Annotated in this window: 19 protein-coding genes and 1 pseudogene; 9 read left to right on the forward strand and 11 right to left on the reverse strand. The window is 63.7% G+C overall.

Translation table 11 applies throughout. The features are described from left to right. Positions 1 to 74 precede the first annotated feature (74 nt). Both NKI61_RS07965 and purH read left to right on the forward strand, forming a co-directional pair. The gene (locus NKI61_RS07965) at positions 75 to 1799 is read left to right on the forward strand and encodes a heparinase II/III family protein (RefSeq protein ID WP_023693200.1); all 1725 of its coding nucleotides are present in this window, start codon (positions 75 to 77) and stop codon (positions 1797 to 1799) included. 106 nt (positions 1800 to 1905) lie between these two features. Further along, entirely contained in the window at positions 1906 to 3522 is a 1617-nt protein-coding gene (gene purH, locus NKI61_RS07970; RefSeq protein WP_352839126.1) for a bifunctional phosphoribosylaminoimidazolecarboxamide formyltransferase/IMP cyclohydrolase, read from the forward strand. A 44-nt stretch (positions 3523 to 3566) separates the two neighbouring features. On the opposite strand, the gene NKI61_RS07975 is transcribed toward purH, so the two are convergent. Together NKI61_RS07975 and NKI61_RS07980 are read right to left on the reverse strand one after the other, a co-directional pair. Then, complete coding sequence (locus tag NKI61_RS07975; protein ID WP_023750353.1) at positions 3567 to 4946, reverse strand: MFS transporter; 1380 nt, start codon at positions 4944 to 4946, stop codon at positions 3567 to 3569. A 275-nt stretch (positions 4947 to 5221) separates the two neighbouring features. Then, positions 5222 to 10012 (reverse strand): NAD-glutamate dehydrogenase, encoded by a 4791-nt coding sequence (locus NKI61_RS07980; protein ID WP_352839127.1) that lies wholly within the window; start codon positions 10010 to 10012, stop codon positions 5222 to 5224. 131 nt (positions 10013 to 10143) lie between these two features. On the opposite strand from NKI61_RS07980, the gene NKI61_RS07985 reads away from it, so the two are divergent. Continuing rightward, positions 10144 to 10707: a peroxidase-related enzyme gene (locus NKI61_RS07985; RefSeq protein ID WP_352839128.1), complete on the forward strand. Its 564-nt coding sequence runs from the start codon at positions 10144 to 10146 to the stop codon at positions 10705 to 10707. A 26-nt stretch (positions 10708 to 10733) separates the two neighbouring features. On the opposite strand, the gene NKI61_RS07990 is transcribed toward NKI61_RS07985, so the two are convergent. Continuing rightward, complete coding sequence (locus tag NKI61_RS07990; protein WP_352459944.1) at positions 10734 to 11345, reverse strand: LysE family translocator; 612 nt, start codon at positions 11343 to 11345, stop codon at positions 10734 to 10736. Between the two features lie 141 nt (positions 11346 to 11486). On the opposite strand from NKI61_RS07990, the gene NKI61_RS07995 reads away from it, so the two are divergent. Together NKI61_RS07995 and NKI61_RS08000 are read left to right on the forward strand one after the other, a co-directional pair. After that, on the forward strand, positions 11487 to 12521 hold the full coding sequence (locus NKI61_RS07995) for an L-idonate 5-dehydrogenase (protein ID WP_352459945.1): 1035 nt from the start codon (positions 11487 to 11489) through the stop codon (positions 12519 to 12521). A gap of 341 nt (positions 12522 to 12862) precedes the next feature. Continuing rightward, positions 12863 to 13492: a DUF1062 domain-containing protein gene (locus NKI61_RS08000; RefSeq protein ID WP_352839129.1), complete on the forward strand. Its 630-nt coding sequence runs from the start codon at positions 12863 to 12865 to the stop codon at positions 13490 to 13492. A 55-nt stretch (positions 13493 to 13547) separates the two neighbouring features. Here NKI61_RS08000 and typA read toward each other — a convergent pair whose 3' ends face one another. Further along, the gene (typA, locus tag NKI61_RS08005; protein ID WP_023681424.1) at positions 13548 to 15377 is read right to left on the reverse strand and encodes a translational GTPase TypA; all 1830 of its coding nucleotides are present in this window, start codon (positions 15375 to 15377) and stop codon (positions 13548 to 13550) included. Between the two features lie 143 nt (positions 15378 to 15520). On the opposite strand from typA, the gene NKI61_RS08010 reads away from it, so the two are divergent. Then, complete coding sequence (locus NKI61_RS08010) at positions 15521 to 15853, forward strand: hypothetical protein (protein ID WP_352839130.1); 333 nt, start codon at positions 15521 to 15523, stop codon at positions 15851 to 15853. Positions 15854 to 15952: 99 nt separating this feature from the next. Here the strand turns inward: NKI61_RS08010 and NKI61_RS08015 are convergent, their stop codons facing one another. Next, positions 15953 to 17236, reverse strand: a complete 1284-nt coding sequence (locus NKI61_RS08015; RefSeq protein ID WP_027050546.1) for an MFS transporter — start codon at positions 17234 to 17236, stop codon at positions 15953 to 15955. A 73-nt stretch (positions 17237 to 17309) separates the two neighbouring features. Here NKI61_RS08015 and NKI61_RS08020 point away from each other — a divergent pair, with 73 nt between their 5' ends. From NKI61_RS08020 to NKI61_RS08030, 3 genes are all read left to right on the forward strand, one after another. Then, complete coding sequence (locus tag NKI61_RS08020) at positions 17310 to 17927, forward strand: TetR/AcrR family transcriptional regulator (RefSeq protein WP_352839131.1); 618 nt, start codon at positions 17310 to 17312, stop codon at positions 17925 to 17927. A 76-nt stretch (positions 17928 to 18003) separates the two neighbouring features. Continuing rightward, the gene (locus NKI61_RS08025; protein WP_352839132.1) at positions 18004 to 18447 is read left to right on the forward strand and encodes a hypothetical protein; all 444 of its coding nucleotides are present in this window, start codon (positions 18004 to 18006) and stop codon (positions 18445 to 18447) included. Positions 18448 to 18473: 26 nt separating this feature from the next. After that, positions 18474 to 19064, forward strand: a complete 591-nt coding sequence (locus NKI61_RS08030) for a hypothetical protein (RefSeq protein WP_352839133.1) — start codon at positions 18474 to 18476, stop codon at positions 19062 to 19064. Positions 19065 to 19166: 102 nt separating this feature from the next. Here NKI61_RS08030 and ppa read toward each other — a convergent pair whose 3' ends face one another. From ppa to NKI61_RS08060, 6 genes and pseudogenes are all read right to left on the reverse strand, one after another. After that, positions 19167 to 19700 carry an inorganic diphosphatase gene (ppa, locus tag NKI61_RS08035; protein WP_023668623.1) on the reverse strand — a complete coding sequence of 178 codons (534 nt, stop codon included), beginning with the start codon at positions 19698 to 19700 and terminating at the stop codon, positions 19167 to 19169. A 123-nt stretch (positions 19701 to 19823) separates the two neighbouring features. Next, positions 19824 to 20330: a GNAT family N-acetyltransferase gene (locus NKI61_RS08040; protein ID WP_023668622.1), complete on the reverse strand. Its 507-nt coding sequence runs from the start codon at positions 20328 to 20330 to the stop codon at positions 19824 to 19826. 244 nt (positions 20331 to 20574) lie between these two features. Beyond that, positions 20575 to 21213, reverse strand: a complete 639-nt coding sequence (locus tag NKI61_RS08045) for a TPM domain-containing protein (RefSeq protein WP_023726102.1) — start codon at positions 21211 to 21213, stop codon at positions 20575 to 20577. Between the two features lie 6 nt (positions 21214 to 21219). Continuing rightward, positions 21220 to 22110 (reverse strand): TPM domain-containing protein, encoded by an 891-nt coding sequence (locus NKI61_RS08050; RefSeq protein ID WP_352839134.1) that lies wholly within the window; start codon positions 22108 to 22110, stop codon positions 21220 to 21222. A 35-nt stretch (positions 22111 to 22145) separates the two neighbouring features. Continuing rightward, positions 22146 to 22604, reverse strand: a pseudogene (locus NKI61_RS08055) (TPM domain-containing protein); the annotation flags it as partial. Positions 22605 to 22653: 49 nt separating this feature from the next. Then, a complete protein-coding gene (locus tag NKI61_RS08060) occupies positions 22654 to 23418 on the reverse strand; it encodes a TPM domain-containing protein (protein ID WP_352514915.1) in 765 nt (254 codons plus the stop codon). Between the last annotated feature and the right edge of the window lie 23 nt (positions 23419 to 23441).

Below are 23441 nucleotides of genomic sequence, written 5' to 3' on the forward strand. Positions count from 1 at the left end.
GAACATGATGCCGAAAAGTGTGACGCGGTTTTCGGGCGACAGCATGCTCTATCTCCAGGCGACGAGGAGGGGTTTTGGCACTGGCTGCCGGCAGCACGACACGTCTGTGGACGCTTGTCGCTAAGGAGTTTTGGCGCAAGACGCGCCGGCGCCTTCGCGCGGGGCCAGTTTATCGCTGGCGCTATTCCGGGCGCACGCCCGAACGCGTCCTGATTGCACCGCCCGACCTCAGGCTCGCCGATCCGCAGATCGCGCTCGAGATCTACTATGGCCGCTATCCGCTGTCGGGACATCTGGTCGAGACCGGCGGCAAATCGCCATTCCAGATCGATGTCGCCAATCGCGGCTGGGTGAAGACGCTGCACGGCTTTCGCTGGCTGCGCCATATGCGCGCCGCCGGCACCGAGCTGGCCGCCGCCAATGCACGCGCGCTTGTCTCCGACTGGATCGCCATGCATGGCAACCAGATTTCCGGCATAGCCTGGGAGCCCGGCACCACCGCCAAGCGAGTCATTGCCTGGTTGCAACACTCCTCGGTTGTCCTACAAGGGGCCGAATTTCCGTTCTATCGCGCCTTCCTGAAATCGCTCGCCGTGCAGATCCGCTATCTCCGCTCGATGGCGCGCGAGATGCCGGACGGCAAGGACAGGCTGCGCGCTCGTATCGCGCTTGCCTTCGCCGCGCTGTCGCTGCCGGCGCCGGCCTCGGCACTGCGCGGCGCCACCCGCAACCTGGCGGAAGAACTCGACCGCCAGATCCTTCCCGATGGCGGCCATATTTCGCGCAACCCGATGGCGGTGCTCGAATTGCTCGCCGATCTCCTGCCGCTGCGTCAGACCTATGCCAACCAGGCCGAAACGCCACCGGCCGCCCTGATGGGCGCCATCGACCGCATGCTGCCGGCGCTGCGCTTCTTCCGCCATCAGGATGGCAGCCTCGCCCGCTTCAACGGCATGGGCGCCACCATCCACGACCGTATAGCCACCATCTTGCGCCACGACGACACCGCCGGCGCGCCGCTGCTGCACGCGCCGCATTCCGGCTATGAGCGCCTGTCGATGGGCGGCGTGACGGTGATTGCCGATACCGGCCCGTCGCCGGCCGTCGATGTGTCCAACGCCGCGCATGCCGGGTGCCTGGCCTTCGAACTCTCGTCCGGTCGCCAGCATTATATCGTCAATGCCGGCATCGACACCTATGGCGCTGCCGAGTTCCGGCCGCTGGCCCGTGCCACCGCGGCGCATTCGACCGCCACCATCAACGACACCTCGTCGGCGCGGTTTTCCCATTCGCTGCGCGTCAACGACCTGCTCGGCTCACCCTTGCTCGGCGGCCCGCAGCATGTGCCTTGCAAGCGCATCGACCAGAAGGGCACGCAAGGCTTCATCGCCCGCCATGACGGCTATATGCAGCGCTTTGGCTTCCTGCATGAGCGCGAGCTGAAACTGTCGAGCGAGGGCAATGTGCTCGCCGGCAGGGATCGCTTCCTCCGCCCGGGCGGTGCGGCGATCCGCAACAATGGCCGCGACTTCGTCGTGGTGCGCTTCCACATCCACCCTGATATCAACCTTTTGCAGGACGAGCATGACCGCCTGGTGCTGACCGCCGACCAGGCCGACACATGGGTGTTCACCTGCACCGAAGTGGTGCCGGAGGTCGAGGAATCGATCTATTTCGCCGGCCTTGGCGGCCCGCGCCGCAGCCGCCAGATCGTGCTCGCCTTCAAGGCCTCGGAGATCGCCGAGGTGCATTGGCAGCTCACGCGCACCGGCATCGCCGGCTATCCCGAGAACAGCTGAGCGTCGTTGCCGGCGCCGGCTTGATCGAGCTTCCGGCTTGATTTCCTGACCTCATGTGCTACGGCCCGGCAACGCTCTCCAATCAGCCCTGAAAGGCCGCCAGCCCATGGCCGTCGCCGCCAAGAACATTCCGGCACCCGACCTCCTTCCGGTCCGCCGCGCCCTGCTTTCCGTCTTCGACAAGACCGGCCTGACCGACTTCGCCAAAGGGCTGGTCGCGGCCGGCGTCGAGCTGGTCTCGACCGGAGGTACGGCAAAGGCGATCGCCGAGGCGGGGCTGGCGGTGCGTGACGTCTCGGAACTGACAGGCTTTCCCGAGATCATGGACGGCCGCGTCAAGACGCTGCACCCGTCGGTGCATGGCGCACTGCTCGGCGTGCGCGACGATCCCGAACACGCCAAGGCGATGCACGATCACGGCATCGAGCCGATCGATCTGCTCGTCTCCAATCTCTACCCGTTCGAGGAGGTCCGCCGCTCCGGCGCCGACTATGCCGCTGTTGTCGAGAACATCGACATTGGCGGCCCGGCGATGATCCGCGCCTCGGCCAAGAACCATGCCTATGTCGCCATCGTCACCGATCCCGGCGATTATGCCTCGGTGCTGAACGCGCTAGAGATGAACATCGGCTCGCTGTCGCTGGATTTCCGCCAGAAGCTGGCGGCAAAGGCCTTTGCCCGCACCGCCAGCTACGATGCGGCGATCTCCGGCTGGTTCGCCGAAACGCTGGAGATCGAGCATCCGACCTGGCGCGCCTTCGGGGGCAGGCTGGAAAGTGTCATGCGCTATGGCGAGAACCCGCATCAGAGCGCCGGCTTCTATGTCAATGGCGACAAGCGGCCGGGGGTCGCCACGGCTCGCCAGTTGCAGGGCAAGCAGCTGTCCTACAACAACATCAACGACACCGATGCCGCCTTCGAGCTGGTGGGCGAGTTCGACCCCAACCGCTGCGCCGCCGTTGCCATCATCAAGCACGCCAACCCGTGCGGCGTCGCCGAGGACGCTTCGCTGGCTGCTGCCTATGCGAGAGCGCTGGCCTGCGACCCGGTTTCGGCCTTTGGCGGTATCGTCGCCATGAACCGCATCCTCGATGCGGAAGCGGCGCAGGAGATCGTAAAAACCTTCACCGAGGTGATCATCGCGCCGAACGCGTCGGAGGACGCTGTCCGCATCATCGCCGCCAAAAAGAATTTGCGACTGCTGGTCACCGGCGGTCTGCCCGATCCGCACGCCGGCGGCATCACTGTGAAATCCGTCGCCGGCGGCATGCTCGTCCAGGGCCGCGACAACGCGGTGGTCGACGATCTCGAGCTCAAGGTGGTGACCAAGCGCGCACCGAGTGCGGCCGAGATGGCCGACCTCAAATTCGCTTTCCGCATCGCCAAGCACGTCAAGTCGAACGCCATCGTCTATGCAAAAGACGGCGCTACCGTCGGCATCGGCGCCGGCCAGATGAGCCGCGTCGATTCCTCGCGCATCGCCGCCCGCAAGGCCTTCGACGCGGCGGAAGCAGCTGGCCTCGCGGAGCCGTTGACCAAGGGCTCGGTGGTCGCCTCCGACGCTTTCTTCCCTTTCGCCGACGGGCTGATCTCAGCCATCGAAGCCGGCGCCACGGCGGTGATCCAGCCCGGCGGCTCGATGCGCGACGACGACGTTATCGCCGCTGCCGACGCGCATGGCATTGCTATGGTGTTTACCGGCGTGAGGCATTTCAGGCATTGAGCGCCTCTGCCTTTTCCCACAAGGGGAGAAGGAAAAGTGCGGCGCTATTCCACCGGCTGATCCGCCGGGTACGGCGTCCAGATCAATATCGCGATCCCAACGCCCAGGAACAGCACGATGGCCGCCATGCCGAGCCGCGCCGAGCCGCTGGCGAGCGTGATCGACGCCACCATGAACGGCGCCAGGAAACTCGTGGCCCTTCCGGCCAGCGCATAGATGCCGAAATAGCGGCCGGATTCGGCTGCGGTCACGCTGCGCGCCATGTAGGAGCGTGACGACGCCTGCACCGGTCCGAACGCCAGCCCGATTAACAGGCCATAGAAAATGTAGGCCTTTTCCGCCGCCGTGCCGAACAGGCCGCCACTATCGGCTCCCGGCATCATCCAGGCGCCGAACAATGTGTAGCCTGGCCCGGTCGAAACGATGCCGATGGTGGCGATGCTGAGCAGGACGAGCGAAATCATCACGATGGTCTTGGAGCCAAGCGCGGTGTCCAGCCATGCGGCAACCAGGCAGCCGACGATGGCGACGACGTTGAGGATAATGCCGAACATGCCGATCTCAGTGATCGACCAGTGGAACATCGCTGCCGCAAAGGTGCCGCCCAAAGCGAGCAGCGCATTGACGCCGTCCTGATAAATCATGCGGGCGACAAGGAAGCGGAAGATGCCTTTGCGCCGGCGCACTTCAGTCAGCGTCGACTTCAGTTCCGACAGCCCCTCGCGCACCGCGGGCCCGATCGGAATCCCCTTGATGGCGTCCGGCGTAAAGAAGAACATCGGCAGGATGAACAGGAAATACCAGCCGGCCGACAGCGGCCCGGTGGCGCGCGCGTCCTCGCCGAGTTTCGGGTCGAGCCCAAAGAGCGGGTCGATGCCGATGATCGTCTTGCCGGTCTCCGGCGAACCCGCAAGACAGGCGACAACAAAGATCAGCGCGATCATGCCGCCGAGATAACCAAGTCCCCAGGCAATGTTGGAGACGTGGCCGATCTCGCTCTTCGGCACCAGGCGCGGCATCATCGAATCGTTGAACACGGTCGAGAATTCCGCCGCGACCGAAGCGAGAGAAAAGAACAGCACCACCAGGAAAAGGTTCGAGCCGGGAGCGGCGAACCATAGCAGGCAAAGGCTGATGATCTTGATCGAGGCGAAGAACGCAATCCACGGCTTGCGCGGCCCGGTCTGGTCGGCAATCGAGCCGAGGATGGGAGACAGCACGGCAATGACCAGGCCCGCAACAGCGATGCCGTAGCCCCAGGCCGCCTGGCCTGAGACCGGATCGCTCGCCATGCGCGAGACGAAATAAGGCCCGAAGATGAAGGTGGTGACGACGGTGAAAAACGGCTGCGCCGCCCAGTCGAAGAACATCCATCCCCAGATGCCGTGCCCGGATGCCCGCTGCACTGTTTCTACCGCCGCCATGATGATTCCCCCGGGACACCGCGCTTGTCGGATGCCATGTCTGCATGTTTCGAATGCTCATGCAAACCGCCAAAGATTCGCGCTGCCCCTCACCTGCCTGCCAGCATCCTCTCCCCGAATAGTGACGGGGAGAGGGTTGCTCTCATCGATGATTTCGCTAGTCGCCAGCGTTGCAACAAGGGCGCCAAGGCTACGGCCCGCCCTTTCTCCTCGTCACTATACGGAGAGAAATGCCAGGCAGGGCAATGAGGGCGGCGCCGGCGTTTCGGAGATGTTCACATCCCCGTCAGATCGCTCATCAGCCCCGAAGCCACCGACAGCCTGGACACGGTGATATCCCCGCCTTCGGTCAGCGCCTGCAGCCGCTCGCGGATGCGCGCCACGCGCTCGCCTCCGGCTTCCAGCCAGGCCGCCACAGGATCCGCCGTCCCGGCATGGCCGGCGAGAGCCGCCACCGCGATGCCGCGCCGCGCCGCGCCGATCGTGTCGGTGGCGCGCGACAGCGCCAGCTGGTCGTAATAGTCCGACGGCGTGATCGAACGCGCCGCCTCTTCGACGCGCGGAATGCGGAAGGCATCGCTGACGGCGAAGAACGCCTTGGCCGAGGCGACGACGTCGGCATTGGCCGTGCGCGCCGTCAGTGCGATGTCCGGGATCAGTCCCGCCACATCGGCCATTGCCAGCTGCCCGGCGAGCTTTTCCGGGGCGCCGGCTTTGAAGAGGCCGTGCCGCCGCTCTTCGACCCGCTCGCGCGAGAAGGCCGGCAGCAGCGAGAGCAGCTTCGGCTCCAGCGCCATGCGCGCCTCTTGCAGTTCGGCAATGCGCTGGCCGAGCGCTGCGGTGCCGGCATCGTTCTTCAGATACCAGCCGCTGGTCACGAAGATAAGCCGGCTGACGGACTGGTAGAGATCGAGCTGTGCCTGGCCGTCGATGTGGCTGTCCAGCGCATCGATCTCCCGATAGAGCGCCGGCAACGCGAAGCCGTCGCGCACCACGGCGAAGGTGCGCACCACGTCGGCCGCGCTGCGCCCCGTGGCTTCCTGCAGCCGGTTGACGAAGGACGGTCCGCCGCGATTGACGAGATCGTTGGCGACGACGCGGGCGATGATTTCGCGGCGCAGCCGGTGGCCATGGATCTCGGCCGCATATTTCTTCGCCATCCGGTCAGGGAAATAGCCCATCAGGTCGCGGTCGAAATGCGCGTCGTCAGGCACGTCGCTGGCGACGATGTCGGAAAACAGCACGATCTTGGCATAGGCGAGCAGCACGCCAAGCTCCGCCCGAGTCAGCGGCTCGCCACGCGCCTCGCGCTCGGCAAGGGCGGCCGGCGACGGCAGCGTCTCGACAGCGCGGTCGAGCAGGCCCCGAGCCTCCAGCGCCGCCATGAACCGGCTCTGGTGCGCGATGTCGGCAAGGCCGCGCTTGCGGGCGATGGAGAGCGCGAGCGTCTGTTCGTAATTGTTGGACAGCACGAGGCCGGCGACCTCGTCGGTCATCTCGGCCAGCAGCTTGTTGCGCGCCGGCCGGGTCAGCGATCCCTTGCGCATGGCGGACGCCAGCGCGATCTTGATGTTGACCTCGACGTCGGAGCAGTTGACGCCGCCAGAATTGTCGATGGCGTCGGAATTGCAGCGGCCGCCGGCGAGACCGAACTCGATGCGGGCGCGCTGCGTGACGCCGAGATTGGCGCCCTCGCCGATCACTTTGGCCCGGACATCGAGCGCGGTGATGCGGATGGCGTCATTGGCGCGGTCGCCGACTTCGGCATTGGTTTCGATCGAGGCCCGTAAATACGTGCCGATGCCGCCGAACCACAGAAGGTCGACGTTCGCCTTGAGGATGGCGGTCATGATCTCGGCCGGGGTCGCGGTGGTCTTGGCGAGGCCAATCGCCGCCGCCGCTGCCGCAGGCAGCGTGATCGACTTCTGGCTGCGCGAGACGATGACGCCGCCTTCCGACAGTTTGGTCTTGTCGTAGTCCTGCCAGGACGAACGCGGCAGCGCGAACATGCGCTCGCGCTCGGCCATCGACGCCACTCTGTCTGGATCGGGATCGATGAAGATGTCGCGATGGTCGAAGGCGGCGATCAGCCTGGTCTGCGGCGACAAGAGCATGCCGTTGCCGAACACGTCGCCCGACATGTCGCCGACGCCGACGACGGTGAAGGGGGTGGCCTGGATGTCGCGGTTGATCTCGCGGAAATGCCGCTTGACCGCTTCCCAGGCGCCCTTGGCGGTGATGCCCATCTTCTTGTGGTCGTACCCGGCCGAGCCGCCGCTGGCGAAGGCATCGTCGAGCCAGAAACCGTGTTTCTCCGAAATGGCATTGGCGGTGTCGGAGAAGGTTGCCGTGCCCTTGTCGGCGGCGACGACAAAGTAGGGGTCGTCAGGATCGCGCCTGACGACGCCGGCTGGGGGTATGACGCCATCGAGGCCGATATTGTCGGTGATCGACAGCAGGCTGGAAACGAAATTCTTGTAGGCCGAGGTGCCGGCCTCGAAGATGGCGTCGCGGCCGGCGCTCATCGGCAGCTTCTTCGGATAGAAGCCGCCCTTGGCGCCGACCGGCACGATGACGGCGTTCTTGACCTGCTGCGCCTTGACCAGGCCGAGCACCTCGGTGCGGTAATCCTGGGCGCGGTCCGACCAGCGCAGGCCGCCGCGCGCAACCGGGCCGAAGCGCAGATGCACGCCTTCGACCTCGGAACCATAGACGAAGATCTCGCGCCACGGCCGCGGCGCTGGCAATCCTTCGACCGCCTGCGAGTCCAGCTTGATCGCCAGCGACTGGCCCCGCGCCTTCGTTCCCGCAACGAAATGGTTGGTGCGCAACGAGGCTTCGATCAGGTTGAGATAGCGGCGGATGATCGTGTCGTCATCAATGTTAGGGACTTCCTCCAGCGCGTCCTTGATCTTGGCCTTGAGGTGCTTGGCGGCGATCGCGCCTTCCGTCTCGGCGGTCGGGCCGAGACGAGCGTCGAACAGCGCATGCAGGCCGCGCGCAATGTCGGGATAGCGGTTGAGCGCGGCCGCGATGAAATCCTGGCTCTGCGGGATACCGGCTTGCTGCAGGTAGCGGCCATAGGCGCGCAGAATGCTGACTTCGCCCGACCACAGGCCGGCGGTCTGGGCAAGCCCGTTATAGCTGTCATTGTCGATGTCGCCGCGCCAGACCGACAGGAACGCGTCCTCGAACAGCGCGCCGCCATCGCTGAGGTCGATCGGCTTGCCGTAGCTGTTCTCCAGTTCCATGTCGTGGACGAAGACGGTGTCGCCGCCGTCCTCGCCAACCTCGAAGGTGCGCTCGCTGATGACGCGGAAGCCGATGTTTTCCAGCACCGGCACGCGACGCGACAGCGCTACCGGGCTGCCGTGGTGGTAGATCTTCAGCGCTGCCTGATGCGGTTTCTGCTCGGCATGGCGGTAATAGTCGATGGCGATCGGGTTGGCGGTGCTGATGCCGGCGATGCGGCCCGCATCCTTCAGCGCGACGGCCGCGCTGAAGGAATCGCGATAGCTCTCAGGCAGACGCGCGGCGATCGCCTTCAGCGATGGATCGCCGCCGACGGCTTCCGCGGCTTCGGCCAGCGCGTCGTCCCAGGTTCGCACGATGTCGCGGATCGCCGCTTCGATCACCGCCTGCTCGACCTTCGGCGTCTTGCCGCCGGAGCGGCCGATGATGAAATGCACACGCGCCAGCCCGCCCTCGGGGAAAGCCGGATAGTAAGCCGACAAACGGCCCTCGAAGACGGTCTTGAGATAGGTGCCGATCTTCTCGCGCACGACGCTGTCATAGCGGTCGCGCGGCACGAAGACGAGGATCGAGACGAAGCGGTCGAACTGGTCGGCGCGCACCAGCGCCCGTACCCGGGGCCGCTCGACCAGGCCGAGAATGGCCGCGGCGTGCTTCTTCAGGATCGGCACCGGCACCTGGAACAGTTCGTCGCGCGGATAGCTCTCCAGAACGTTGATCAGCGCCTTGCCGGAATGGTCGTGCCGGTCGAAGCCGGACTTGGCGATGATGGTCTCGGCCTTTGACCTCAGATACGGGATTTTCATCACCGAGCGCGTGTAGGCAGTCGAGGTGAACAGGCCGACCATGCGCAACTCGCCGGCAAGCGTGCCCTTGGCGGTGTAGGTTTTGACGCCGATATAATCGAGATAAATGCGCCGGTGCACCAGCGACTTGGCGTTGGCCTTGGTGACGATCAGCGGCTCCGGCCCATGCAGGAAGGCGCGGATTTCGGGCGTCGTCGTCACCGCCTCGGTGCCGCGCCGGAGCACCAGCACATCCGGGTCGGCGAGGATGCCGAGACCGGGCTTGTCGGCGCGCTCCAGATTGCCGCTCTCCGTGCCGCCGGAATATTTGAACTCGCGCATGCCGAGGAAAGTGAAATTGTCGTCGCGCAGCCATTCAAGGAAGGCGATGGCCTCGGCAACGCTCTTCTTGTCGAGCGGCACGGCGGAATAGCGGAATTCGGAAATCGCTTGGTCAAGACGGGCGAGCATCGGCTTCCAGTCGCTGACGGCGGCGCGCACCTGGTTGAGCATCTTGCGCAGGCGGTCGGCCAGCGCGTCGGCCTGCTCCGCCGTCAGGCGCGGAATATGGACATGGACAACGCTCAGGCGGTCGTGATTGCCATCGTCCTTGAGGGCGCTGCCGTCGCCGAGGATCTCGTCGACGCCGGCCTTGCCGTGGCGCACGACGATGACCGGATGGGTGACCAAAGTCGGTTCGCCGGCAGTTTCTGTGATCTCGCCGAGGATCGAATCGAACAGGAACGGCATGTTGTCGTTGACGACGGTGATGATCGTCATCGGGCGGCCCTCGCGGGAGACGCCCGACTCGGCATCGACGGCGACGACGCTTTGACCCTTCTTGTGGGCGGCGACCGCGCGTCCCGCCAGATCGGCGGCGCGCTTGAGGTCGGCGGCGTCATAGGCGGCAATGTCTTCGGCCGGCGCGCGGGCCAGCAGATAGTCGGCGAGCCTGGCCGGCTTCCCGTCGGGTTTCACCCCGGCAGTGGCTGTTTTCTTCGGCTTAGCTGCGGATTTCACGCTCGCCATGTCGTCCTCCCGTCACATGCTTTTACGACTATGGTAGCAGATGACCGCTGTTTGGCGACAAAGGTTTGACGGCTCGATAAGAATTACAGGAATTCGACGGTCAGGCGGCGGTGAACCAGGAGGAAGACCCCATGTCCGGCAAAATCAGCGCACTTGACCTCGGTATCGCGGAACTGAGCGAGGCGACAAAAGCCTATTTCGCCAAATGCGAGGAAAAGCTCGGCCTGGTTCCTAACGTGCTTCTTGCCTATGCCTTCGACGAGAAGAAGCTGCGCGCCTTTACCGACACCTACAATGATCTGATGCTGGGTGAATCCGGCCTGTCGAAGCTCGAACGGGAGATGATCGCGGTCGTCGTTTCCTCGATCAATCACTGCTATTATTGCCTGACCGCGCATGGCGCGGCGGTGCGCCAGCTCTCCGGCGATCCGGCTCTCGGCGAGATGATGGTGATGAACTTCCGCGCTGCCAATCTTTCACCGAAACAGACGGCGATGCTCGAATTCGCCGTCAAGCTGACGGAAGAGCCGGCAAAGATCGTCGAGGCGGACAGGGAAGCACTGCGCAACGCCGGCTTCACCAACCGCGACATCTGGGACATCGCCTCGACCGCCGCCTTCTTCAACATGTCGAACCGCGTGTCGGCGGCCATCGACATGCAGCCGAACGACGAATACCACGCCATGGCGAGGTGAAAGTTTCCTTCTCCTCGTAGGAGAGGTCAACGCGCCGCGATGGCCCCGGCAGCGCCGGCCATCGTCGTGGCGCTGATTCGGTTGGCGATCTTCATGGCGCGCCTGCTTTTCAGCAGCTTGCGCGCCTGTGAGGCCGCGACGACCCAGGCGAGATCGATGGCGATCAGAACCACCGCCATCGTCGCCGTCAGTTCGACCCAGCCGATGACACTCACCGAAGCGAGGTCGATGATCGTCGGCAGCAGCGCCAGATAGAACATCATGATCTTGGGGTTGCCGAGCGTCACCGCCATGCCGGCAAAGAACAGTTTTGCCGGCGAATCCTCGCGCGGCATCTCGCCTTCTTTTGCGTCGACAGGTGCGGTCCACATCCTGAAGGCGAGGTAGGCGAGGTAAGCGACGCCGATCCATTTCACGACGACGAAGGCGAAATGGAAGGTCTGCGCCACGACCGCCAGCCCGAACACCGCCAGCGACAGCCAGATGGCCTCGCCGATCCACATGGCAAGCAGGAACGGAAACACGTCACGAAAGCCCTTCGAGATGACGCGGGCAACAAGGGCTGCGATCGACGGTCCGGGCGAACCGGCGGCGACGAACAAAGCGGCGGCGAAGATCAGGAGCGAGGTGAGGTGCATGACGGAGCCTTCGAGCGTTGGATGGCGAAGAATATCCGATCGGCGTCAATTTGGCACCCCTCTGCCTGATGGGCCAACGAACGCGACACATTTCGGAGATCGGACTTGCCCGTGCCAGCGGTTTGAGAAAGGATCGCGGCCGTGAAATCAATCGTCATCCACGCCGCAAAAGACCTGCGCATCGAAGAGACCGATTCGGGCGCGCCTGGCGCCGGACAGGTCGAAATATCGGTCGAGGCCGGCGGCATCTGCGGCTCGGACCTGCACTATTACAATCATGGCGGCTTCGGCGTGGTGCGCCTGCGCGAGCCGATGATCCTCGGACATGAGGTCGCCGGCACGGTGAAGGCGCTTGGCGCCGGCGTCTCCAGCCTCGTGGTCGGCGACCGCGTCGCTATTTCGCCCAGCCGGCCCTGCAATGCGTGCCGGTACTGCCTGCAGGGCGTGCAGAACCAATGCCTCAACATGCGATTCTACGGCAGCGCCATGCCGATGCCACATATACAGGGCGCCTTCCGCCAGCGCCTCGTCGCCGAGGCCTGGCAGTGCCACAAGATCGCCGACCATGTCTCCATCAACGAAGCCGCCTTTGCCGAGCCGCTCGCGGTAACGCTGCATGCCGTCAACCGCGCCGGCTCGCTGCTCGGCAAGCGGGTCTTGGTCACAGGCTGCGGGCCGATCGGTGCGCTCAGCATCCTTGCCGCACGTGTCCACGGCGCGCGTGAGATCGTCGTAACCGATGTCATGGACGCGGTTCTGGCCAAGGCCAACGAGATCGGCGCCGACCGCACCATCAATGTCGCCACAGATGCCGACAAGCTCGCTGGCTACAATGTCGAGAAGGGCAGTTTCGACGTCATGTTCGAGTGTTCAGGCAATGAGCGCGCGGTGCGAGCCGGGCTCGATGTGCTGAAGCCGCGCGGGGTGCTCGTGCAACTTGGCCTTGGCGGCGACATGTCGCTGCCTCAGAATCTCATCGTCGCCAAGGAAATCGAGATGCGCGGCTCCTTCCGTTTCCACGACGAGTTCGCGCTGGCCGTCGATCTGATCAACAACCGTCGCGTCGACGTCAAGCCGCTGCTGACCGGCATCTATCCAATGGACGAGGCGGTTGCGGCTTTCGAGATCGCCGGCGACCGCAACAAATCGATGAAGGTACAGATCGCCTTCGCCTGAGCAGGGCGAGACACCGCCATGAACCTTGCCCGCTCGGCATCTTGCCGCTAGAAGAACCGTCCCGACATTCATTTCGAGCTTCATTTTGCCTCAGTAACCGCCGGTCTCGCCAACTCCCCTGATCACACTTGGCAGGGCGCCGCATTAAGCGGTGCCTGCTCCATTTCACGTGTTCCTCAGGCGGCGGTTCGAGACCGGTTTGGCACTGCTGAACCGTTGTCGCGCGCTTTGCCGCCCGTGACAGCTGATTTCCGACATAGCTAGCTCTCGCCACGCCGTGCCCGCATGGGCATCTCGCCATTGCCGACCTGAAGAACTTCCACCCTGGAAGGTCTTCCGGCTTGTCCCAACATCTCGCTATCCACTGGGCAATCGCGCCCGAAATCGCACCTCGACCCCTGGTCCACTGCAACCGCTGCGGCGCCGTGAAAGCCTATCGCTGCAGCGGCAAATTCCGCGTCAACGCCAATGGCAAACGCATTGATGTCTGGCTGATCTATCGCTGCATCGACTGCGACAATTCGTGGAATTGCGGCATTTTCGAACGCTGCAACCGCCGCGACATCGAACCCGCGCTGCTGGCAGCGCTCGAAAGCAACGATCCGGCCCTCGCCCGCCGCCATGCCTTCGATGTCGTGGCGTTGCGAAACCGGGTCGGCCGCGTCGAGGAGTTTCCCGATGTCGCCGTTCAAAAGCGAAGGCACGATGACACAGGCGGCGGCGCAACTGCGCTTGAAATCAGGCTTGGGCTGGAAATGCCGACATCGCTGCGGCTAGACCGTCTGCTCGCCGGCGAACTCGGCATCTCGCGATCAAGGCTTCAGGCGCTGGAGGAGAAACGATTGCTGGTTGTCGTTCCCGAAGGCGCCAGGGCTTTGCACAAGCCGGCCCGCGACGGCACGGCGATTCGCATTGACCTGGCCGACGAGCCGGATCGTGAAGCCATCATTTCGGCTGCCGTGGGTGAATGACAAGAGGGGCGAAGCACCGGTGCTTCGCCCCTCTTGAATCTAGACAATCAGACGATTACGCCGCGCCCACAACCTTGGCCGACTTCTCGAAGCGCTTGCGCTCGTTCGGGTCGAGATAGAGCTTGCGCAGGCGGATGGTCTTAGGCGTCACCTCGACCAGCTCGTCGTCCTGGATCCAGGCCAGCGCGCGCTCCAGCGTCATGCGGATCGGCGGCGTCAGCTTGACCGCCTCATCCTTGCCGGCGGCGCGGATGTTGGTCAGCTTCTTGCCCTTCAGCACGTTCACTTCGAGGTCGTTGTCACGGCTATGGATGCCGATGATCATGCCCTGATAGACCTTGACGCCCGGGTCGATGACCATCGGGCCGCGGTCTTCGAGGTTCCACATGGCGTAGGCCACCGCCTCGCCCTGTTCGTTGGAGATCAACACGCCGTTGGTGCGGCCCGGCAGTTCGCCCTTGTAGGGCTGGTAGGCGTGGAACAGCCGGTTCATCACGGCGGTGCCGCGCGTGTCGGTCAACAGTTCCGACTGGTAGCCGATCAGGCCGCGCGTCGGCGCGTGGAAGACGATGCGCTGACGGTTGCCGCCCGAAGGCCGCAGCTCGACCATCTCGGCCTTGCGCTCCGACATCTTCTGCACGACGATGCCGGCATGCTCCTCGTCGACGTCGATGACGACTTCCTCGACCGGCTCCAGCAATTCACCGTTCTCGCCCTTCTGCATGACGACGCGCGGACGCGACACGGCGATTTCAAAGCCTTCGCGGCGCATCGTCTCGATCAGCACGGCCAGCTGCAATTCGCCACGGCCGGAAACGAAGAACGAATCCTTGTCAGGCGATTCCTCGATCTTGAGCGCGACATTGCCTTCGGCTTCGCGCAGCAGGCGGTCGCGGATGACGCGGCTGGTCACCTTGTCGCCTTCAGTGCCGGCCAGCGGGCTATCGTTGACCAGGAAAGACATGGTCACCGTTGGCGGATCGATCGGTTGCGCATGCAACGCCTCGGTCACCGCCAGGTCGCAGAACGTGTCGGCGACGGTGCCTTTGGATAGGCCGGCAATGGCGACGATGTCACCCGCCTGCGCCTCTTCGATCGGCTGGCGCTCGAGGCCACGGAAGGCGAGGATCTTCGAAATACGCCCGGTTTCGATCTGGGTGCCGTCATGGTGCAGCACCTTGACCGCCTGGTTGGACTTCAGCGTGCCGCTCTCGATACGGCCGGTAATGATGCGGCCGAGGAAGGGATTGGCCTCCAGGATGGTGCCGATCATGCGGAACGGGCCGGGATGAACGGTCGGCTCCGGCACATGCTTGATGACGAGGTCGAACAGCGGCGCCAGGCCCTGGTCCTTCGGGCCTTCCGGATTTTCCGAGACCCAGCCATCGCGGCCAGAACCGTAGAGGATCGGGAAGTCGAGCTGCTCGTCGGTGGCGTCAAGCGCTGCAAACAGGTCGAACACCTCGTTGACCACTTCGACGTGGCGGGCGTCCGGACGGTCGATCTTGTTGATGACGACGATCGGCTTCAGGCCGACCTTGAGCGCCTTGCCGACGACGAACTTGGTCTGCGGCATCGGGCCTTCGGCGGCGTCGACCAGCACGATCGCCGAATCCACCATCGACAGGATGCGCTCGACCTCACCGCCGAAATCGGCGTGGCCGGGTGTGTCGACGATGTTGATGCGGGTGTCCTTCCAGTCGACCGAGGTCGCCTTGGCCAGGATGGTGATGCCGCGTTCCTTTTCGAGGTCGTTGGAATCCATGGCGCGCTCGGCGACGCGCTGATTGTCGCGGAAGGAACCGGATTGCCGCAGCAATTGGTCGACGAGGGTGGTTTTTCCATGGTCGACGTGCGCGATGATCGCGATATTACGAATTTTCATTTTGTGGTCTCGGGAGCGTTGCAGGCAGCAGGCCAAAAGGCGCCGCCTCTTTCGGTTGCGCGGCTCATACAGGGTTTTTCGCAATTGCGAAAGAGGAGGCGCACCACCAAATACTCATCAAATCTTAAGCATCTCGGTGTGAGATGGTTTTGTTAACCAAGGCGGGAACCTTTCTGGGCCCGGGTAGTTCGAAATTCATGACCGACAAACTTAACCGATTTTGGCCCCTCATCACTTCGGTCGCATTCGCTGCCGTGCTGGCGGCCAATGCCGCTCAATCGGCCGCCACGGTGAAGGAAGCCAATCCGGCTTCGTCGTCCGACCGGACGGCCGAGCAGGTGTTTGCCGACGCCCCTGATGGCGTCGACCCCGTGGTCACCGGCCCGGTCAGCGCCTCTTTCAAGCAGAGGCAGCAGGTTGCAGGCTGCGACAGCGCGGTGTGGCCGAAGATTCCGACGGTTTGCTACCCGGACTGACGGTTGCCCATTCCAGGCATAGCGATCCTTCGCACCGACCCAAAGGCTTACGCCGACCGCACCGATCGAGCGTCACCAGGGGGAGATTAGTACCGCGCCTTACGCCGCTTGCGGCTCCGGATCGAAAGCCGGCCTGCTCGTATTGATCAGCAGCGACAGACACGCAGCCACGATCGCCGTCATGCCGGCGATCAGGAATGCCAGTTCGTAATTGCCCTGCAATTCGCGCATGGTGCCGCCGAAGGCGGCGGCGGTGGCGGCGCCGACTTGGTGGCCGGCTACGATCCAGCCGAACACGATCGGGCCGCTGCGGTCACCGAAGGCCTCGTTGGCGAGCCTGAGCGTCGGCGGCACGGTGGCGATCCAGTCGAGACCGTAGAGCACCGCGAAGATGATCAGGCTGGTCGCCGAGAAGCCGGAATAGGGCAGATAGATCAGCGCCAGGCCGCGAATGCCGTAGTAGACGCCGAGCAGCTTGCGCGGGTCGAAACGGTCGGTGAGCCAACCCGACAAAGTCGTGCCGATCAGGTCGAAAATGCCCATCAGCGACAACAGGCCCGCGGCCTGCACCTCGGGGATGCCCATATCGCCGCAGAAGGAGATCAGATGCGTGCCGACCAGCCCGTTGGTGGTGAAGCCGCAGATGAAGAAGGTGGCGAACAGATACCAGAAGACGCGGGTGCCGGCAGCGCGGCGCAGCGTGTTCAGCGTATGCGCCAGGAAATTGCCTTGCGATGCCGGCGATACCGGCGGCACGTCATCGGTCCCGGCGCCATAGCGCACCATGCCGATCGAAGCGGGACGCTCCGGAACCAACAGCCAGACCAGCGGCAGAAGACAGGCGGTGGCGATCGAGACGGCGGTAGCGACGGGCTGCCAGCCGCCCGACTGGGCGAGCGATGCCAGCAGCGGCAGGAACACCAAGAGGCCGGTGGCGCTGGAGGCCGACATCAGCCCCATCACCAAGCCGCGATTGGTCTTGAACCAGCGGTTGACGATGGTGGCGCCGAGCACGGTGGCGACCGCGCCGGAGCCGATACCTGAAAACACGCCCCAGGTGAGGAACAGATGCCATGGCTCGGTCATCAGCAGGCTGAGCGCGGTCGAGCCCGACATGATCACAAGCGAGGCAAGCAGCGTGCGGCGCAAGCCGATACGCTCCATCAATGCGGCGGCAAACGGCCCGGTCAGGCCGTAAAGGAAGATGCCGATCGCGGCGGCAATCGAAACCGTATCGCGCCCCCAGCCGAAGCTTTTATCCAACGGCAGCATCATCACCGAGGGTGCGGAACGAAGCCCGGCCGCGATCAACAAGCAGAGGAAGATGACGCCAACCACGACGAAAGCGTAGCGCTGGCCAAAGGGACGGGATTGAGCTATCATGTTACTGACCGGTACGTTGCAGGGTGAGGACATGTATACGTACCGATCGGTAACACGTCAATCGAGTCGCATGATGCCAACGGACAAAAATATTGAACTGATCATCAAGGGCGGTCATGCAGCCGCACCGCCCAAGGCTGCCAAGAAAATCCTCGACGTGGCGTACGACCTGTTCTACCGCCGCGGCATCCGGGCGATCGGCGTCGACGAGATCGTCAAGCGCGCCGGCGTCACCAAGCCCAGCCTCTACCGCAGCTTTCCCTCCAAGGACGAGCTCGCCGCTTCCTATCTCAGGCAATATGACCGTGAGTATTGGGAGCGTTTCGACGAAGCCGTGGCTGCCCATCCCGGCGGCCCGCGCGCACAGCTCAGGGCTTTTCTGACTCGCGTCGGCAAGCGCACGCAAAGGCCGGACTATCGCGGCTGCGGCATGACCAACGCGGCGGTGGAATATCCCGAACATGGCCATCCGGCGCGTGTCGTCAGCGAGGCCAACAAGCAGGAGTTGCGCCACCGCCTGCGCGCCATGGCCGCAGCGATGGGCGCTAAAGACCCTGACACGCTCGGCGACGGCCTGCTGCTGTTGATCGAAGGCGCCTATATCAGCGGCCAGCTCTTCGGCCTCGGCGGCCCGGCGCAATCGGTGGCCCGCAACGCCGACCTGCTGATCGAGGCGAGCTTGAAGAAATAGACCTCTTGCGATCCATTCCAACCGCAAGCAATATCGCTGTCATGTCAGCGATCAAAACAGAATCGCAGGTAACGACTTGAACATTGCTCAGACGATTTTGGACGATCTCAAAAAAATGTTCAGGATTAATTACATCAAGCGGGGCGACCTGGCATTGATCTCGCACGAGGAAAAGAGGGATATTGCCACGGTCTTCGACCTGAATGAGTACAGGGTCAAGGAGGCCGTTCTGCGCAGAGTGCTTTTTCTGTTTTTGGTCGCATCGGTTGCGATGTATGTTGGGATGTATTTCGACGGCAAGGCACACGGCATTACCCAAACGGCGCGCATTCTGATCGCGTCGATAAGCGCAGTCGCTTTGGTATTTTTATACCTGGATGTTTTTGTTCCCGTCGTCCTGCTTGCCGCCTGCGCGTCACTCCTCGCAATCTGCTGGATGGACTACCAGGCGTTCGTTGCAGCCGCTTCGTTTTCCGCTTTGTACGCGCTATATTTTTTTGCGAGGCTCAGAGCCCGATAGCGAAATAGCCACAGGGATTATTCGCCATGCGCGCACTTCTGCTCTCGCTTGCCCTTGCCGGCCTCTGCCAGGTCGCCCATGCCGACGGAATATCCAGCGTCTACACCGACCTCGACTCGCAAAAGGATTGCGCCACCTATGCGCAGGCCGAGGAAGGTGACGGCGACTGGGCCGAACTCGCCTGCTCCGGCTATCGCGGCTATCCCGTGCTGATCGCCTATGACGATGCGCGTGAATCGCTGTTCTACGGGTTTCCGCCCGGCGGCGAGATGACCTCGGTCTGGGAGAGCTTTTCCGGCTTCAACTCGTCCGGCGCCAGGGTCGAATGGCGCATCGAGACCAAGGGCGACGTTGCCGTTCCCTTTGCCGTCATCCACCGCCGCTTGATCAGCAATCCCGAGGACGAGAACAAGCCGACCGAAGTGCTGCTCGTCGCCAAGGTCGCCCAGATGGAAGCCCGCGACGGCTGCACCATCGGCCTCGTGCTGGCCACCGGCAACCCGCAGGCCAACGACCAGGCGCGCAAGCTGGCGGACGAGGCGAAGAGTTTCGCCTGTGGCAGGGACAAGCACGCCGTCATCGGCAACGTGCCGGCGTTTGGTCGGGTGGATAACTAGCCACGTGGGTGCAAGGCACCCCCCCCGCCCTGCCGGGCAGAGGGGGGTGCCTCGCGGTGGCGTTTGCCGCTTACTTGAACGAGACGCAGGCCTCTCTCGGCGCTACTTTGCCGCCTTCGCCCGTGCGATCGCGTCGACGATCATCTTCTTGGCGTATTTGGAATCGTGCCAGCCTTCGATCTTGACCCATTTGCCGGGCTCGAGATCCTTGTAGTGCTCGAAAAAGTGCTGGACCTGGTCGCGGGTGATCTCGGGCAGCTGCGTGTATTCGGTGACGTTTTCGTAGCGCAGCGTCAGCTTCGGCGACGGCACGGCAATGACCTTCTCGTCCTGGCCGGCATTGTCTTCCATCACCAGCACGCCGATCGGTCGCACATTGATGACGCAGCCCGGCACCAGCGCGCGCGTGTTGCAGACCAGCACGTCGATCGGGTCGCCGTCGCCCGACAGCGTGTGCGGCACGAAACCGTAATTGCCGGGGTAGCGCATCGACGTATGCAGGAAACGGTCGACGAACAGCGTGCCGGCCTCCTTGTCCATCTCGTACTTGATCGGCTCGCCGCCGATCGGCACCTCGATGATGACGTTGATGTCCTCGGGCGGGTTCTTTCCGATGGCAATGGCTTCGATTCGCATGGCTTAAATCCCTCTCTCGATGTCCAAGATCGATAGCGGGCGGCGCGGCATGGTGCAATGCGGCGATTGGTGCGAAGCGCTAACGGAAGCGCACGGTTTATGATGATTTGTAACCGAGGCCGGTCATTCCCAGACGAAGGCGACCTTCTTGAGCGCCCTCTGCTCGAAAATCTCGACGCCTTCGGCGACGTCACGGCCACCCGCGCCGGCATAGAAGGAAAGTGCGTTCTGGTTGTCTTCCAGCGCCCACACCACCATTCCCTTCAGTCCGTGGTCGGCAAGCCGCGCCCGCGCCGCCTTGAACAGCCGGCTGCCGAGCCCGATGCCTTGATATTCCGGACGCAGGTAAAGTTCGTAGATTTCGCCCTGTTGCTTCAGCTCGCGGGCGCGGTTCTTGCCGATCGTGGCATAGCCGGCGATGGTGCCGCCGATCTCGACCACCAGAACGGTGGCGGCGCGGCGGATGGCGTTGGCCCACCAGTCGGCGCCGCGGCGGTTGATCATGGAGGTCAGCGAGCGATGCGGGATGATGCCGGAATAGGCGCCCTCCCAAGCCTGCTGGTGCACGTCCGCAATGGCGCCAGCGTCGCGCGGTTCGGCTTTCCTGATGTCGATGCTCAGCGTATTCATGATTTGTTAACCATAAACCCGGATCGGCCATTTGCAAGAGTCGAGGTCAGCCCGCCGACCGCTTTCTCACAGCCGATCGCGACACTGCTGACAATGGGCAAAGCCTGCCTGATAACGCGCTCAGCCGAGGCGAATGGCGTGGGTTTTCGAGAACCGGAGCGGAGCGTACTTTTTGTACGTGAGCACCGGAAGCGCAGAAAACCCGCGTCAGGCGTCCGGCTGAGTAGCTTTGCAGGCAGGCTTTTCAGATCTCGACGAGATGATCGTCCAGTTCATTGGCGTCGCCCGACGTCACCGGGAAATGCTCGGCCAGCACCGCGCCGACCTGCCCGATCGCCTTGACGAAGCCGTCGGCGAGTTGGTCGTCGCCGGCATGCTGCAGGAGATCGCGCACCACGCCGTCCCAGACATGCTGGCCGACCTTGCTGTCGATGCCCGAATCGGCGACCACTTCGGCATAACGCTCGGCGATCGACACGAAGACCAACACGCCGGTGCGCGCCGTGGTGCGGTGGACATTGCGGGCGAGGAACTGCCTGAGCGCATTGTCATGTGCCGCCTGGTAACGCTGCCGGCGCGGCACCAGATGGATGCGCAAGCCGGGCAGCGCCCACAAAAGCACCAACACCGAGGCCAGTGCCAGCAGTTGGACAATGACGAAATGCGGCAGCCGGATCGACAGCCACCAGGCTTCCAGCCCATAGGCGACGGCGAGGCTGGCAATCAGCATGCCTGATGTCGCCATGAAGGCGGCGGGAAAGAAATAACCGTCGCTGGCATGCGCAACGACGCAGTAGATCTCGCCGTCGGTTTTGGCCTCGGCCGCGCGGATCGCGGTGGCGATGCGCTCATGGTCCTGTGGGCTGATCGGTCGTGTTGCCATCTTCTCTCACCAGCTCCCTGAAGACCCGCCACCGCCGGACGAACCGCCGCCGCCAGAAAACCCGCCGCCGCTGCTTGAGCCCGAAGCCCAGCTGCTGCCCGAACTTCCCGATGACCATCCGCTGCCCGACGACGAACTTGTTGTCCAACTGCTGGAGCCCGAGGACGATCCGCTCGGCCCCTGGCCGTAGCGAAAGGTCATGCCCAGCCATTTATACACGCCCGGCGACAGCTTGGTGCCGAAGATCGGCGGCAGGAAGGCCATCGCCAGGCCGCCGAAGAACATCGCCGCCCACAGGATCAGGAAGACCGCGACTATAGGATCGACGGGCGTGCTGTGGTCGGCCGGGTTGCGCTTGCCGCGCGCCTCCAGCTCTTCCGGGTTGCCTTCCAGCACCATGACCATGTCGTCGACGGCCTTGGAAATGCCGCCGGAGAAATCACCGGCGCGGAACGCCGGCACCATGTCATTTTCGATGATCAGTTTGGTGTGCAGGTCGGTCAGCGTGCCTTCCAGCCCGTAGCCGACCTCGATGCGCATCTTGTGGTCGTTCTTGGCCACCAGCAGAAGCACGCCGTTGTTTTCGCCGGCCTGGCCGAGTTTCCAAAAGCGGAACAGCCGGTTGGCGTAGGGTTCGATCTCCTCGCCGTCCAGGCTGTTGATCGTGGCGACGACGATCTGGTCGGAGCCTTTGGTCTCAAAATCCGCGAGCTTCTGCGTTAGTGCCGCCTTGGTCGCGGCGTCGATAATACCGGCATTGTCGACCACCCGCCCGGTGAGTGCCGGCAGGTCTGCCGCCAAGGCTACGAACAGCATGGCGAGCATCGTCAACAAGGCGATGCCGATCGTCGCGGCTGCGCGGCCAGGTTTTGGCGGATTGAAGACGCGTACTGTCATGCCGTCACCAGCTCCCCTCAACCACCATGACCGTCCTCGATCACCATGATCATGTCGTCGACCGCTTTGGAAATACCGCCGGAGAAATCGCCGGCGCGGAAAGCCGGCACCATGTCATCTTCAATGATCCGTGTAGCCTGCTGGTTGGTCAGTGTGCCCTCCAGCCCGTAGCCGACCTCGATGCGCATCTTGCGGTCGTTCACGGCCACCAGCAGAAGCACGCCATTGTTCTTGGCCTTCTGGCCGAGCTTCCAGGCGTTGAACAGCCGGGTGGCGTAAGGCTCGATCTCCTCGCCGTCGAGGCTGGGAACCGTCGCGACGACGATCTGGTCGGAGCCTTTGGTCTCGAAATCGGCCAGCTTCTGCGTCAGCGCCGCCTCGGTCGCGGCGTCGATGATGCCTGCATTGTCGACGACACGACCGGTGAGGGCGGGCAGTTCCGCCGCCAGCGCCGCGAAGCTGACGAGCAAGACCAGCAAGGCAGCGCCGGTCATCGTGGCGAAACGGCCATGCCAGGGATTGGCGATGCGTGTGGTCATCTCGTCACCAGCTTCCCGAGGAGCCGCCGCCGCCGGACGAACCGCCGCCGCCGGAAAAGCCGCCACCACCGCTTGAACCCGACCAGCCGCCCCCGCCCGAAGACCCGCCGCTGGACGACCGCCGGCCCGGCTCGAATGTCATGCCCAGCCAGCGATAGCGGCGGGGACCGAGCTTTTTGCCAAAGATCGGCGGCAGGATGGAGGCAGCCATGCTGCCGAAGAAGATGATCGCCCAGATGCTGATGAAGACGCCGAAGAACAGATTGTCGGTATTGATGGGCGGCTTCTTGTTGCGCTCGCCGCGCGCCTCCAATTCCTCCGGATTGCCTTCCAGCACCATCACCATGTCGTCGACGGCCTTGGAAATGCCCCCGGAGAAATCGCCGGCGCGGAACGCCGGCACCATGTCGTTTTCGATGATCAGCTTGGTGTGCAAATCGGTCAGCGTGCCTTCCAGCCCATAGCCGACCTCGATGCGCATCTTGCGGTCGTTCGGCGCCACCAGCAGCAGCACGCCGTTGTTTTCCTTGGCCTGGCCGAGCTTCCAGAAGCGGAACAGCCGGTTGGCGTAAGGCTCAATCTCCTCGCCGTCGAGGCTGGGGATGGTGGCGACGACGATCTGGTCGGAGCCTTTTGTCTCGAAGTCGGCGAGTTTCTGGGTGAGCGCGGCTTTGGTTCCCGCGTCGATAATGCCGGCGTTATCGACGACGCGGCCGGTCAGCGTGGGGAGATCGGCGGCGAAGGCGGTGAGGGGCAGGAAGACGGCCAGAAAGGCGAGAAGAACACCAAGGT

The organism is Mesorhizobium sp. M0514 (assembly GCF_040321145.1).
Taxonomy (GTDB): Bacteria; Pseudomonadota; Alphaproteobacteria; order Rhizobiales; family Rhizobiaceae; genus Mesorhizobium.